Source organism: Nocardia sp. GTS18 (assembly GCF_013839555.1).
In the GTDB taxonomy this organism is placed as follows: Bacteria; Actinomycetota; Actinomycetes; order Mycobacteriales; family Mycobacteriaceae; genus Nocardia; species Nocardia rosealba.
Genome location: NZ_JACBIU010000008.1, coordinates 39,554 through 54,031, shown reverse-complemented (window position 1 = coordinate 54,031; position 14,478 = coordinate 39,554). Strand labels below are relative to the sequence as shown.

The 14,478-nt window shown below is 66.3% G+C and carries 13 protein-coding genes and 1 pseudogene; 7 read left to right on the top strand and 7 right to left on the bottom strand.

Annotation, left to right across the window (positions count from 1 at the left end):
• The first annotated feature begins 96 nt into the window (after positions 1-96).
• The 7 genes from HYG95_RS10725 (at position 97) to HYG95_RS10695 (ending at position 5,799) form a co-directional block, all read left to right on the top strand.
• Positions 97-312, top strand: coding sequence for a helix-turn-helix domain-containing protein (locus HYG95_RS10725; RefSeq protein ID WP_181697845.1), 216 nt, complete (start codon positions 97-99; stop codon positions 310-312).
• A gap of 166 nt (positions 313-478) precedes the next feature.
• Positions 479-955 carry a DNA-directed RNA polymerase subunit beta gene (locus HYG95_RS10720; RefSeq protein WP_181697844.1) on the top strand — a complete coding sequence of 159 codons (477 nt, stop codon included), beginning with the start codon at positions 479-481 and terminating at the stop codon, positions 953-955.
• A gap of 68 nt (positions 956-1,023) precedes the next feature.
• On the top strand, positions 1,024-1,167 hold the full coding sequence (locus HYG95_RS10715; RefSeq protein ID WP_181697843.1) for a hypothetical protein: 144 nt from the start codon (positions 1,024-1,026) through the stop codon (positions 1,165-1,167).
• Between the two features lie 87 nt (positions 1,168-1,254).
• Complete coding sequence (locus HYG95_RS10710) at positions 1,255-2,067, top strand: SAM-dependent methyltransferase (protein ID WP_181697842.1); 813 nt, start codon at positions 1,255-1,257, stop codon at positions 2,065-2,067.
• Between the two features lie 125 nt (positions 2,068-2,192).
• Positions 2,193-3,572 carry a UDP-N-acetylmuramoyl-tripeptide--D-alanyl-D-alanine ligase gene (murF, locus tag HYG95_RS10705; RefSeq protein ID WP_181697841.1) on the top strand — a complete coding sequence of 460 codons (1,380 nt, stop codon included), beginning with the start codon at positions 2,193-2,195 and terminating at the stop codon, positions 3,570-3,572.
• 19 nt (positions 3,573-3,591) lie between these two features.
• Positions 3,592-4,455: a phosphotransferase enzyme family protein gene (locus HYG95_RS10700; RefSeq protein WP_181697840.1), complete on the top strand. Its 864-nt coding sequence runs from the start codon at positions 3,592-3,594 to the stop codon at positions 4,453-4,455.
• 273 nt (positions 4,456-4,728) lie between these two features.
• Entirely contained in the window at positions 4,729-5,799 is a 1,071-nt protein-coding gene (locus HYG95_RS10695; RefSeq protein WP_181697839.1) for a tyrosine-type recombinase/integrase, read from the top strand.
• Positions 5,800-5,937: 138 nt separating this feature from the next.
• Here HYG95_RS10695 and HYG95_RS10690 read toward each other — a convergent pair whose 3' ends face one another.
• From HYG95_RS10690 to HYG95_RS10660, 7 genes and pseudogenes are all read right to left on the bottom strand, one after another.
• Positions 5,938-6,780, bottom strand: a complete 843-nt coding sequence (locus tag HYG95_RS10690) for an SDR family oxidoreductase (protein ID WP_181697838.1) — start codon at positions 6,778-6,780, stop codon at positions 5,938-5,940.
• A 15-nt stretch (positions 6,781-6,795) separates the two neighbouring features.
• A complete protein-coding gene (locus HYG95_RS10685) occupies positions 6,796-8,457 on the bottom strand; it encodes an aldehyde dehydrogenase family protein (protein ID WP_181697837.1) in 1,662 nt (553 codons plus the stop codon).
• A gap of 60 nt (positions 8,458-8,517) precedes the next feature.
• Complete coding sequence (locus tag HYG95_RS10680) at positions 8,518-9,420, bottom strand: short-chain dehydrogenase/reductase (RefSeq protein WP_181697836.1); 903 nt, start codon at positions 9,418-9,420, stop codon at positions 8,518-8,520.
• 25 nt (positions 9,421-9,445) lie between these two features.
• Positions 9,446-10,939: an NAD(P)/FAD-dependent oxidoreductase gene (locus HYG95_RS10675; protein WP_181697835.1), complete on the bottom strand. Its 1,494-nt coding sequence runs from the start codon at positions 10,937-10,939 to the stop codon at positions 9,446-9,448.
• 59 nt (positions 10,940-10,998) lie between these two features.
• Positions 10,999-12,312, bottom strand: a complete 1,314-nt coding sequence (locus tag HYG95_RS10670; RefSeq protein WP_370465747.1) for a lipase family protein — start codon at positions 12,310-12,312, stop codon at positions 10,999-11,001.
• Between the two features lie 340 nt (positions 12,313-12,652).
• A complete protein-coding gene (locus tag HYG95_RS10665) occupies positions 12,653-13,579 on the bottom strand; it encodes a patatin-like phospholipase family protein (protein ID WP_181697834.1) in 927 nt (308 codons plus the stop codon).
• A 44-nt stretch (positions 13,580-13,623) separates the two neighbouring features.
• Positions 13,624-14,472, bottom strand: a pseudogene (locus HYG95_RS10660) (SDR family oxidoreductase); the annotation flags it as partial.
• Positions 14,473-14,478 lie beyond the last annotated feature (6 nt).

The window sequence follows — 14,478 nt, the reverse complement described above, 5'->3', positions numbered from 1 at the left end:
GACATCCGCGAAGGATGACACGGAGGAACGATGAACGAGCCATACCCTTCACAACGTCAGACAGATGCGATCCCTACCGGGCGGCCTACATCCTCGGTGACATCCACCATCGAGACCGATGTGCTCGCCATCCTTGTGGCCGGTGGACAGCTCACCGCGGACACGATTGCCCGCAACCTGAACGTTCCGCCTTGGCGTGTGGTGCGCGCCCTGCACTCGTTGCGGCGCAACGGTGACACATTTCAGAATCGGCGTGCAGAGTGGCAGGTCACGGCCGGACAAAGTCTCATTGAACGGCAGGCCTCGCGATGAGTCATCTCACCTCCGGCACGTCCGGGCCACCGCCATCGCTCACGCAACTCGCCCAAACGCTTGAAGCGATGCGCGAAGCCGGTTGGCTCATCGACGCACCCGTTCCACCAACAGTCGACGCGACAGAACCACTCACCGCCACGACCCGGTTGCCCGAGGAGTTCCGGTGATCCATATCAGCCCACCGGCTGCTTACACCGAAACTCCGCGTTCGCGGTGTGAGTTCTACCGGCACGAGTGCGCACTGCCCACCGTGATCGACCCCGACACCGGGCAGATCACGATGAAGGCCGGGTTCGTCGGCGCGGTGATGATGCCCGCCGAGCTGGCACGACAAGTCAAGACCACCCTTGATGTGCGCGGGGTCGCGCCGTTGCCGATCATCGGCCATCCCCGCTCCAACATGTGGACCTTCTTGGTCCGCTCGGATATCCGGCCGCTCGGTGACCCTGTGGAAGTGGCACGGCTGTGGCGGGCGCGGGTGGTGGTGATCCGCGAGGGCGATATCGCGTTGCCGTCGCCGGTGCCGGACAGCCTGATGGCTCGCACGTGGATATCCCCAGCCATCAGCAAGTTCCGGCCGTCAGGAACGGTTGTGCTCGAATGCGCGCGAGCATGCCTACCGAGACAGTTGCCCCGATGAAGCCTGGCGAGTCACCCCGTCCCGACGAACCCGATATCCATCTGACAGTCCAACTATCCAGCGTTCGAATGGATTTCGCGGCCTGCCTGACCGCCGCCCTGGTGTTCGTGCAAGACATGGCCACCCGTCCGGTATGCACCATCGCCGTCGGTTCCGGCCGCTGTGCCGGACTCCCGAGACTGCCCAACGAGCGGCTCTATCTACTTCCCTGACTGAGCGACCAGCACGCACTTTCATTCCCAGGCGATGCGGAGACCCCCCGCCCAGAACCGCCGACCACCGAGGAGGACGCGACACCCGTGAGCGTGCAGCACCAGCCCATCGCGTTGGACCAGTCCCACCCCAGCAGCGCACGCGTCCACAACGCCATCCTGGGCGGCAAGGACTACTACACCGTGGACCACGCGCTCACCCAGAACCTGCCCGACAAGATCGCCTGCACGATCGTCGAATCACGTCGGTTCGCCCTACGCGCGGTTGGACACCTCATCGACCACCACCAGATCACCCAATTCGTGGACTTGGGATGCGGATTCCCGCACACACCCAACATTCACGACATCGCCACAGCACGCATCGACAACGCGCGCACGCTCTACATCGACAACGACAAACTCGTGGCCACCCACGCCCGCGCACTGATGCGGCATCACACCACCCATATCGCCGAAGCTGACCTCCGCGACACCACCGCCGTACTCGAAGCCGTCACCGCCGCCCTCGACATCAGCGAACCGATAGCGCTGCTACTGTCCGGCACCGCCGAACTCATCGACGATGTCGCGGCGATGGTCACGGCGTTGACCCACGCATTACCGGCCGGAACATGGCTGGTGCTCACCCACATCACCGCCGACATCCATGGGCACGACGTCAACTCCGCCGCGCAGACTCTGCGCGCGGCCGGGATCAGCTATCACCCCCGCACCCACGACGAGATCACTGAGATGCTCACGGGCTACCACCTGCACACTCCTGGACTGGTTGCCCCGCACCGGTGGCGACCCGAACTCATCCGCCCCGGCCGTTTCGACCACGCCACCGAACCGCTACAACCCACTTACCGGGATCTGAGCGCCTACGCCGCAATCGGGCAACAGCGCCGAACCTGAGCCGATCCCGGCGAACCGAGCGAGCCGATGACAAGCAAGATCGTGCGCACGGTCGATCTCGCCGATCACACAGGGTCTGGCCCCAAATTCCCGCGCACCACAGAGCTACCGAAAGGTTGAAACCCATGATCCCTATGACCCTCGCCGAGATCGCCCAAGCGGTCGGCGGTCGGCTCGACGCGGTCACCGACGACCAAGTGACCGTCACTGCACCGACCGCGTTCGACTCCCGACAGGTCGTGGCAGGCGGATTGTTCGCCGCGCTGAGCGGAAACCGTGTCGACGGCCACGACTTCGCTACCGCCGCAATAGAAAAGGGAGCAGTGGCGGTCCTGGCCACCCGCCCGACCGGCACCCCGGCGATCATCGTTGACCACGTGGTCACCGCGATGAGCGATCTCGCCCACAGCGTCGCGACCCGCTACACCGGCCAGGTGCTGGCGATCACCGGATCGGCGGGCAAAACCTCCGCCAAGGATCTGCTCACTCAGATCCTGGCCCGCCACGGCAGTGTCGTAGCCACCGAGCGTTCGTTCAACAACGAAATCGGATTCCCGCACACCGTGCTTCGGGTTCAAGCCGACACCGACTTCCTCGTATTGGAGATGGGCGCACGCGGACGAGGCCACATCAGCCACCTCGCCTCCATCGCTCGTCCACAGATCGGCGCAGTCCTGGGCATCGGCTCGGCCCACATCGGCGAATTCGGCAGCCGCGAGGCGATCGCGGTTGCCAAACGCGAACTCGTCGAAGCCCTCGACAGCTCGGGTATCGCGGTCCTCAACGCCGACGACCCACTGGTGGCGGGAATGGCCGAGCACACTCGAGCCCAGATCCTGCGCTTCGGCACCGTCGCGGACGCCGATGTGCGGGCCACCGACATCACCATCAACGCCAACGCCTGCGCCCAGTTCACCTTGCGTCACCGTGACGATGCAGCGGCCATCACCCTTGGCGTTGTCGGTGAGCACCATCTGACCAATGCACTCGCCGCAGCCGCCCTGGCACTGAGTGCTGGTGTCGAATTCGCCACTGTCGCCGCAGGTCTCGAAGGAGCGGCATTGGTGTCGGGCAGCCGGATGGAGGTCACCGAACGCCCAGACGGCGTCACCGTGATCAACGATGCGTTCAACGCCTCGCCGGAAAGCGTCGAAGCCGCCCTACGGTCGCTGGCCACGATCGCCGCCGACCTCCGGCCCACTGTCGCAGTCCTCGGGGAGATGCGCGAACTCGGCGACACCGCACCGGCTTTGCACGCAACGATCGGGCGGCAGGTCGCTGACCTGGGCATCGGCACCCTGATCACCGTCGGCGGCCACCACGCCGAACTCATGGCCACCGCTGCCCGCGACGCGGGCTCCGCAAAGGTCATCCACGTCGAATCCAAAGACCATGTACTGGGCCTGCTCACCGAAGGTTTGCGCGGGCGTGACGTCGTCCTGATCAAGGGCGCGAACTCCGCGGGACTGTTCGAGACCGCCGCAGCACTCGCCACCGGTCATTGATCACAAGAAGCGAAACACCATGAGAAGCAGAGACATCGTGGACCTGGCCCGAGCAGCTTGCGCCAAAGCCCAGGTCCCCGCTACCCGGATCGACCCGATCCGGTTGCGCGACAACGCAATGCTACGCACCGACGCCGCGACCATTATTCGTGTCCACCAGCACGGCGAACTGACGACCGCGGTCCGGGAGCTGCGAGCTGCGGACTGGCTGCGCTCCCACCACGTTCGAGCACCCGAACCACTGGTGCCCGACCCGGTCGTTGTGGCCGGACGGCCTGTCACATTCTGGGAAGACCTCGGATCGGGCGGCCCGGCCGAAGCCGCCGAAACCGGGGCGATGCTCGCACGGCTGCACACACTTCGCGTGCCCAGCCACCTCGGGCTACCCCAGTTCACCCTGCCCGACTTCACCGACCGGATCCACCAATGCCTCACCGACGATCGGGAAAAGGCGTGGCTACGCGGCTACGCCGAAAACCTCGCCGCACGCTGGCACGCGCTGGAGTGGCCGAGCCCGTGGTGCGTCATCCACGGCGACCCATCCCCGGCCAACACCATGGCCGCTCCCACCGGTGGACACGTCGTCGACCTGGAACGCTGCTGCATCGGTCCCCCACAGTGGGACCAAGCCACTGTCGCCTTCCAATCCGACACCCTTTCAGACCCACCAGCGCGGTGGGAACAGTTCGTCGACGCCTACGGCTGCGACGTCACCGACTGGGAGGGTTACCCGGTAATCCGCGACGTCCGATCTTTCGAGCTGTGCCTGTTCGCGCTCCGTCACGCCGCGGTCTCCGAACATGCCCGCCGCCAGGCCGACTACAGACTGGCCTGCCTTCATGGCCATCAGGGACAACGCCCGTGGGCATGGGTGGCGCCCTGAAGCCAGCACGGCCTATCCACCGCGACCCTGCACTGACATCAGCAGAGCTCGGTGGCGAAATCTGACGTTCTAGGGTTTCCTGGAGGTAGGAAGAGCCACTGATCGGGCAAACCTAAGGTGCCCGATGAATGTTCGAAATCAACCACGAGCCTTACTTCGACATGCCCACCATCCTCGAATGGTGTGCGACCGACCAGAGACCTCTCCGTATCCCCGCAACACGGCCTCAGCTCGAGTGGATGTGCACACGGTCAACGCTCAGCGGAGCGAGCAATGACCGAGTCTAAGCACGATTTCGCACGAAAAGTGCTGGAGCAACTAGGTATTCGAGCTGAGGACTTGCTATCCAGTCCCGAGCCGACGCCGGTTCCGACCTTCGAGGAATACATCCCACGGATCATCCCCACAGTCCCGAACGGCACCCTGCGAACCTATAGCCCGTACTGGCAACGCGTCCGAACCGAGTGGGGCCCACGCCGCATCAACGACCCCACGGCACTGGAGATGCGGGCCCTGGTCGAGCAAACCCGCGCCCGCGCCGTCCACCGCCGAAATTCGCGCGACGGCCGATCCGCCGCCGAACATATGGTCGGCGCTCTGCGGTACCTGTACCGAAGCGCCGCCAACGACGGCTACGTGCCAACGATCAACGCCGCCACAGGGTTGAACAAACCACGCCGCCTGCCGAGCCCGCGCGGCAGCATCTCCGCAGACAGACTGCGCGAGGTCATCGACGTGGTCACCACCACCGGAGACGACAAAGAACTCGACACTCTGCTCCTCCGCCTCCACATCGAAACCGCGTGCCGCACGGGCAGCGCGCTCGGAATCCGCCGCTCCGACCTGGACGTCGGCCAACACCTGGTCAGGCTCGGCGGAAAAGGAGGCACAATCCACTGGCAGCCGATCTCCGCAACTTTGCTGAGCATGCTGACAGCTCACCTCGATCGCGGCGCCGGCCCCGACGATCAGCTACTCCGCTACCGACACGGTCGTCCGATCACGCGACGCCGACACGACCACCTATGGGAACGCGCCGGACGCGAATTGCCCTGGGTAGCAACACAACAGATCTCCACCCACTGGATCAGGCACACCGTGCTGACCTGGGTAGAACGGAACTTCGGCTTCGCAGTCGCCCGGGCCTACGCGGCCCACGCACACCAATTCACTCCTGGCGGAGCTACTCTGACCTACGTTCGAGCGAGCATCTTCGAGGTCGCCGGGGCACTCACAGCGCTCACGAATGAAATCCACCCGCTCGCGGCCCGTCAGCCGACAACGCCCACAGCGGGCCCTGCCCTACCGCTCCCTGTGTGGAGACCCACGCAGCCGCCAAAATGAATCCTGAGATCGAGTTCCGCTTCTCACGTGCTTACCTTCGGCGGCGTCTACGAACCAACCGAGGAGCCACGATTTGGCAGGGCGATCGGTATGCCGAGGCCGGAGAATCCGGCGCCGACGATGGTTACCTGGCGGTGTTCACTCACCGTTGCCTACGATGCGCTTGTGGTAGGCCGCGCGTCCTGCGGCATCGACGTGGGTCAGCGGTGCGTCGTCGCGCAGTAGGCGGCGCATCGGACGCATGACGAGCTCAGGGAAGAGGGTGCCTGCCTTGGCGGCGGCACCGAGGTAGCGCGGCACCGAGATCTCGGGACTGCCGGTGCGTACCGCGCGCAGCACACCCGCGGCGATGTCCTCGGGCTCGACTTGCGGCATCAACCCGAAATCGATGCCGGAGGCCAGCTCGGTCTTCACGGCGCTCGGCAGTACCGCACTGACGTTGACGCCGGTACCGGCGGTTTCGAGGCGCACCGATTGGGTGAGCCCGCGCGCGGCGAACTTGCTGGCGTTGTAGCCGGCGAGCCCCTGAAGGGGGTAGACACTGACCATCGAGCAGACGTTGATGATGTGGCCGCGTCCGCGCTCGATCATGCCCGGCAGCGCCAACCGCAGACCGGTCGCCATGCCGAAGTAATTGATCTCCATCGTCATCCGGTCGATCTCCTCGCGCTGTTCTAGGAAGGCCGCCGTCGGCATGATGCCCGCGTTGTTGACCAAGACTTCGAGCGGACCTCCGTGCGCCGCCTGCGCGGCCTCGAGGTACGCCGAGAACGAGGCTCGGTCAGTGACGTCGAGGGCGTGTCCGGAAGCGCGCTCGCCGAGTTCGGCGGCGGCTTCGGCGGCGAGACCGGCGTCGAGGTCGCCGATCGCGACGTGGGCTCCGGCGGCGTAGAACGCCTTCGCCGTGGCGAGGCCGATACCGCGGGCGGAGCCGGTTACCGCGACGAGCACACCGGCGAGGTCGATGGGGGTGTGGGGCATGGCGGTGTCCTCAGGTCAGGCGCGCAGGGCGTGGGCGAAGATGGCCGGGATCCGCAGCAGCGAAGGCTCAGCGGCGTACCGGGTGATAGCTCGGGCGGTGTGGTGAGCGGTTCGCGCTGTCGCGAACCACGGCGGAACGGGCAGCATGCTGAGTTCCCCGTTGACGACCGACCGCGGAAAGGGACGGAACGGTCCCACGGCGACGACGCGCTCCACCGCCGGTACGAGACCGGCGTTGTGCACGCGTCCGATACCGGAACCGACCGCATCGAGGGTGTTGCCCGGGTAGGCACCCCATGACAGGCGCGGATCGAGGAAGGCGATTCCACTCCAGATGTTGATGCCAACAGTGCCGTAGCGAAGGTCGGCGATGGCCTGGTCGAACTCCGCACCCCACGTCTTCCGCTCGACCGGGCGCACGATCACAGTCGCGCCCAGCGAGCCGGTGAGGCGGTCGTTGGCATAGGCCACGGCATTGCGGAGGTAGTCGATGCCGGTGCCGGGAAGGGATGTATGGCCGAGTACGGGTCCGAAGTATTCACACGTCAGCAGGTCCTGGGAGCTGTCGGCAGTTACCTCGGCAAGCAGACGCCCGCCGTGTTCCTCGGCGTCGGGGTAGGCCGACCGGGCGGCGTCGAGCTTGGGCGCTGTGTTGGGGTACCAAGGCGGCCGGGCAGGGACGGCGGCGAGCGCACGCCGCAGCTCGGTGAGGAACTCCTCGCGCAGCGCCCACTCCACCGGGAGGATGACCATCTGGGCGGCCACGCAGTTGTGGCCACTGTTGTGCACCTTCATGCTGGCGACGTGCTCGGCCTGGAAGCGGAGGTCGCTCGGAGCCCAGTCGCCGGGGGCGACGATCACCGGCGTGACGCCGCCGAGTTCGCTGCTGATCGGCTTGGTGAGCCGCGGCGTGCCGGACTTGTCGCTACCGAGGCCCCAGACGATCGCGTCGTGGGTGGTCTCGGCGCCGGTGATGTGGACGTGGCAAGTGCCCGGGTGCTCGACCAATGCGGCACCGATTTCGGCCCCTCCGTTGACCACCGCGACAAGGTCGGCGGCGATAAGCGGCGCGAGTGCGCCCTGGTACACCGCGGTGAGACCGTCGAAAGTCGGGTTCAGCTTGAACATCGTGGCGCGGCCGTGGATGACGAGCTCGTCGAGCACGTCCATCGGGCCGATGGAGCTGATGTTGCCCGCCCCGAGGACGACACCGACGCCCGCAGGCTGATCACCTGGACGCGCGCGCGGCCCCGCACCCGCTCGTGCCTCGTCCGCCGTGACGCCTGGCTCGAGCCACAGGTCCGCGGTGATCCCGCTGTAGAGCAGGCGGTCGACGACGGTGCGCGGCAGCATGCGCACGGCAGTCCGGCCGCCGGGAGCGGCAGCGGTATGCACGCCCTCGATCGGCGAGCGCCCCCGCGCCAGCGCCTCGAAGGAGGTGGCGTACTCGGCGGCGGCGTTCATCACCGGGAAGGGGCCGGAGAGCCACTCCTCGCCCTCGGCCGGTCCGGCGGGCGTCTGCTTCGCCGCGAGCGCGGCCGCAACCCAGGCATCTGCCGCCTCGGCAGTCGCCGCATGCGTGGCGCGCAACAGCGCCGCGCGATCGGCGTAGGACATCCTCGCCCACCGTGCGGCACCCGCCTCCAGGCGAGTGATGGTCGCGTCGATGTCGGTCATGGGATGGCCACCTCAATTATCGCGGACTGTGAACGGGCGGTGGTCATGTCGACGACTTCCTCAGCTCTCGACACGGGCGCAGGCGCCCGGCACCGCAGGTTCGGCGGTCTGTTCCACGCGTGGTGGGATAGCCGATCGTGCGTCGAAACCCCTGATCATCTTGTGAACCTTGCGATGACGTATCGCGATCCCGTCCATCACCGGGGTGATCAGGCCACGGAAGGCGCTGAGGGCTGCCCATCGGGCGGGTGTGATGGTCTGTGCCGCGCGGCGTTCGATCCCCCGGACCGTGTCCTCGCCCGCCTGCGCCGGTGTGAGCCGCTTGGTGAGGAACGGCGGTATGAGGTCCACGATCGCATTCGCGAGAGGATCCTCGTCGAACCCCACTTTGACCATGTCGGTGTCGATGAATCCGTAGTACACGATTCCCGCCGTTGCCCCGTAGGGTGCGAGTTCGACGCGCAACGCGCGGCCCAGTTGCTCGACTCCGGCCTTGGCGACCGCGTAGGGGGCTACGCCGACACCGTTCATGAACGCATACACCGAGGACGTCAGCAAGAGATGGCCACGACGTTCGACGATGAACGGAAGCGCGGCGAGGACCGTGTTGTAGACCCCGGTGAGGTTCACCTCGACAACCCGGTCGAAGACCTCGGGCGCCATCCCCTGCACGGTCGCTCCGCGAGGCGCGATTCCGGCGTTGGCGACGACGACATCAATCCCGCCGAGCCGGTCGGCAATGGTGGTGAATGCGCGGGCCAGCTCCTCGCGATCGGTCACGTCGACGGCCAACCCGAATGCCTTGTCGCCGAGTCGCCCGACGGCGCGGTCGACGTCGTCTCGGCGTAGGTCGAGCACGGCGACTTTCGCGCCGCGCAATGCGGCCGCTTCCGCTGTGCCGAGGCCGATTCCGCGGGCGGCGCCGGTGATGACGACGACCTTGTCGGCGAGGTCGAACTTCATGGTTTTATCTCCTGAATCCGGGCGGTCAGCCGGCGAATTTGTAATGCGTGAGCGGGAATCGGCGGCTTTTCCACGCTGCTTCCACGGTTGTGGAGGCACGCAGTGGAACGTCGCCCTGTTTGGTGAAGTAGTAGCTGTTGGCGTTCGCGCACGTGGGATTGCTGAAGACCTGCAGCGGGCGGCGGGCGAGAATCGCGGCCATGTATTGGGACTGCGCTGACTCGGTCACCTGCGCCGATGATGCTGCGCGCCGCCGTGCCTCGTCGAGAACCCGAACAATATGGGCGGCGCTGTTCTCGACAAGGGTGAAGAAGGACGCGCCGTTGTAGCCGTAGGGCCCGTAGACGGTGAAGAAGTTCGGGAACCCGGCGGTCGCGACACCCTGATAGGTGTGGAACCGTCGCTCGGCCCAGTGTTCGGCCAAGTCGACGCCGTCGCCGGAGATCAGCTGATAGCTCGGCAGCGCGTCTTTATCGGTGACCTTGAACCCTGTCGCCAGGATCAGCACGTCGAGCTCGTGTTCGGTGCCGTCCGTTGTGCGGATGCCAGTCGGGGTGATCGCTTCGATCGATGTCGTCTCGAGAGCGACGTTGTCGCGATTGAACGTCGACAGGTACGAGTTGTGGAAGCTGGGTCGCTTGCATCCGAGCGCGTACCTGGGGGTGAGCTTGTCCCGGGTGACCGGGTCGTGGACCTGGGACCGGATGTATCTTCGTGCGGCGACCTGGACGACATCCGTGGCCGGGACCCACCGGTGGAAGTGGGCGAGCAGAGGGAACGTCGCCTCGACCATTGCCTGGCTGGCGAACCGGGCGGTTCGCCTGCCGCCCGGCACTTTGCTCAAGGCGAGTTGGCCAGCCCTGCCGAGGGAGAAGTCCGGTTTCGGCAAGCACCAGATCGGAGTGCGCTGGAAAACCGTCAGATGCTCGACCTGCGCCGCGATTTCCGGGATGACCTGTACTGCCGTCGCTCCGGTTCCGATGATGCCGACCCGCTTGCCCACCAAGGACACCTCCTGGTCCCACCGGCTCGTGTGCATCATCGAACCGGTGAAGGTATCGATGCCGTCGATCTCGGGCAGCTTCGGTTGGCTCAGCGGTCCACCGGCGTGGATCAGCCAGCGCGCGGTGAGCTCGCCTGCGCTCGTCGAGATCCGCCACGTCGCGCTCTGCTGATCGAAGGCGGCGGTGCGCACCCGGGTACCGAACCGCAGATGAGGGCGCAGGTCGTACTCGTCGACGATCTGCTCGGCGTAGGCTCGCAACTCGCGACCGGGAGCGTAAGTACGCGACCAGGTCGATCGCTGAGCGAACGAAAACTGGTAGCTGAACGACGGAATGTCCACCGCAACACCGGGGTAGGTGTTCCATCGCCACGTACCACCGGGCCCTTCGGCGTCATCGACGATGAGGAAGTCCTCGAAGCCGGCCTTGCGCAAGGCGATCGCGGTCCCCAGACCGGAGAACCCGGCGCCGACGATGACGATTTCGTGGCGGGTCGCAGAGGAAATATCAGACATGCTTTGTCCGTTCGTACAGGCTGTTGGTAGCCGCCGCCCACAGCGCCGCGGCTACAGGGTCAGGGCAATGCCGAGCAGTTGCTCGGGGCAGGCGCACCGGCAAGGCGTTGGGTGAGCCAGTCATGGGCGGCGAAGGTGGCCGGTAGGTACTCCAGCAGATGGCCGATACCGAGGCTGGGAAACAGTGGAGGCAGCCAGGTGGTCGGTTCGAACTGCACGCTCGCGCCTCGAGCGCACCAGTCGACCGCGAGTTGACGTGCCTGCGGGAAGGGCAGGATATCGTCATTGGTACCGGCGGCGATCAATACCGGTGCGACCGGCTTGCGGTTGCCGATGCGCTGTTCATCGACGATGGCCGTCAATTCCGGTGAGCTGTCGAGAAGCTGGGCGGGTGTGCGGCCTCCGGCGGTGTACCAGGTCATAGGCCGAAACATGGTGCGCAGGACGGTTTCACCGACACAGGTCGTGGCCAGCTCGGCCATCATCTGCTTGCCCGCGGGATTGGTGAAGGCATCGATGATCGGCGCGGTTTCGGGATGGTTTGCGACGATTCCGTTGAGCACATAGCCCACCACGCCAGGTCCCACGCCACCGAGCACGCCGGGCACGAGCCCGTTGACCGCAGGGGACGTGAGCATGACCTCACGTAGGTCAGCGGGCGGAGCTCCGGCATAGGTGCCGCGTAGGTCCAGCTCGGGAGCGTATTCGCCCTGCAACTCCGCGGCCGCGGCCGCCGCGCCTCCACCTTGGGAGTAACCGAAGATCCCGCTGGGACGCGAGATTCCGGTCAGTGCTTCGGCGGCGCGGATGGAGTCGAGGACCGCATGCGCTTCGGCAGCCCGGTTGACGTAGTCGTGCACGGCCGGGGTGCCCAAACCGTGGTAGTCGGTCATGACCACGGCCATGCCGCGCGCGAGCAGCGCGTAGGCGGTGATCACCTCGTAGCTGGCCCAGATATCGAGGGGAAAGTTGTAGTGGATGAGCTGGGCGAACCCTTTCGAGGGTGCGCATTGGTCGCCTTGGCCTTGGGTGCCGGGGGCGACCGCGATCAGTGGGCGAGGACCGGGTCCGTTCCACGCCAGCGTGGGTTCGAGATAGGTGCCGGTGACCGCGGCCGGGTCTCCGTGAGTGTCGGCGCTCAGATACATGATGCGAGTGGCGTTGGCGGGGACCTGCCCCTCCTGGCCAGGCAGAGCTAGGGCCAGGGAATACGGCTCGCTGCGCAGAATCTGTCCAGGCGCCCCCGTGGGGAGAGGGTCGGGCGGCAGGTAGAAATCGCTGCCTTGCGACGAACCCGATGCCGAACCGGAATTCGGTCCCGGGGTAGCCGGTCCGGCGAAGACGGTCAGCACCGTCGTGGCCGCGAGGACCACCGCACCGAGTATCGCCAGCGGCCGTCTCCGACTACCAGTGCTTCGTGTTCGCCGCCACCTCATCGTGGATCTGGACATCGACTCCCCTTTTTTGAACTGAATTCAATATGAATTGAATTCACATTCCCATGCTGGCCGCAGAGTGTCAACGGTCACATTTGCTCGAAGACGGAATCCTCGTGTCACGGCGTTGCTCGGTCGTCGCTGGACGACAACGACGAGCGCGGCGATACCGGCGGTCCACGCAGATCCGCGACGAAAAAACCCGCACAATGTGGATGCGCCGGGTGAGGCGGCTGACCGGATCAACCGGACAGCCGCCTCGAACAAGAAGTCCCCGTTATGCGGCGACCACGGCCAGGGCGGCCGCGACCGTTGCCCGGGCGGTGCGCATCGAGGCGGCGAAAGCGACGTGACGGGCTCGCCGGTTCATGAAGTTCGCCGGCAGGTGCGTCAGATCGTTGACGCGCGGGCAGATCGTGATCACCCGGGTGCCGCGAGCGCGCACCATGTCGATTTCGGCAGTGAGGATGCCGGTCATCGGGCGCCGCAGACACCGGTCTTCGAGGAAGCCGCCGAGGCCGGGGATGCGGGCGCGGTCGGGCGATGCCATCGGTGCGATGAGGTAGATCTCGTCGAACCCGTGGTCTGCCAGCAAGTCCAGCGATGCGGTCGAGGCGGCGCCGCCGTCGATGTAGGTACGCCCGTTTGCGGTCACCGGTGGCATCCACCCCGGTACCGCCCACGAGGCCTGCAACGCGGTCGCCGGAGACACCGCGGGCGCATCGGGGGCGCCGAACGCGACCCGCCCGCCCGTCTCGGTATCGACCGCGACCATCCGGGCGGCAGGATGGTCGAGCCATGGCCGGTCGCCGGTGTAGGCATGGGCCAAGCGTGCCAGCCAGCTTGCGTCGCCACGCCCGGTCGGCGCGATGCCCGACAACGCGGCCAGCCCGTGCTGAGTCCGCAAGAGACCCGGATTGAGCAGCCGCGGCGACGGTATGGGCGGCAGGGAAGACGGTGCGGCGTCGTGGTGATCACGCAACCGCTTGTCGTGGGCGGTGCCCTGTTGCCAGCGGACCAACTCGTCGACCCCGACCCCGCTGGCGAGCAGGGTGACGAGTTCGGCACCGGCAGAGGTGCCTTGCATGAGGTCGGCAGTGCGTGGATCCCAGTCCAGTTGCTTCGACAGAGCATCCAGGGCTGCGACGATCCAGGCGGCGCCGATCGTGCCGCCGCAGCCGATCACCAGTGCGCATGAGGTCATCGGGAACCCGCCTTGCGGCCCGGCTTCGGCGCCGTGGTGGCGGTGTGTTCGTTGACGTGGCGTTCGATGCGCTCGGTGTAGGCGCGACGGCTCTCGGCATCGATACCGGTCAGTGCTCGGCGGTCGTCGAGGAGCCGGCGCACACCGTTTTCGATGAAGCTAGGCACCAGTGCTTGCACCGCCGACCAGCCCGGCGCCATCCAGCCTGGGACCGAGACGGTTGCGGGTGTGCGGCGCACGGTGTCGACGACGGCACGAGCGACGTCTTCGGGATCCACGTAGGGAATAGTCTTGCCCAGATCAGCCCCGGAGGCCAGTTCGGTGCGCACCGCCGAGGGCAGCACGGCGGTGACGGTGACGCCGGTGCCCGCGTATTCGTGACGCGCGGCCAGCGACAAGCCGAGGGCGGCGAATTTGGAACCGTTGTAGGTCACCATGCCGGGGATCGGGATCATCCCGGCCATCGAGGCGACGTTGACAATGTGGCCGCGACCGGTTTCGACCATGCCGGGCAGCACCGCGCGCATGCCGTTGATGACCCCGCGCACGTTGACGTCGAGGATCAGATCAGTGGTCGCTTCGGATTCCTCCGTGAAGCTGCCCAGCGGCATCACGCCGGCATTGTTGACCAGCACGTCGAGGCGTCCTTCGATGGACAAGACCTCGGTGAGAAATTCGCGCCACGACTCGACGCTGGTGACGTCCAAGCGTGCGCTGTGGCAGTGCGGGATCGAGGCGGCGGTGGCCGCGGCGACGTCGGTGTCGATGTCGCCGATCCACACCCGGGCGCCCTTGGCGCTGAACGCTTGTGCGGTGGCGGCACCGATGCCGCGGCCACCACCGGTGATCACGACGACAGCGCCGTTGAGGTCGATTCGAGAATTGCGAGACATCGTTGT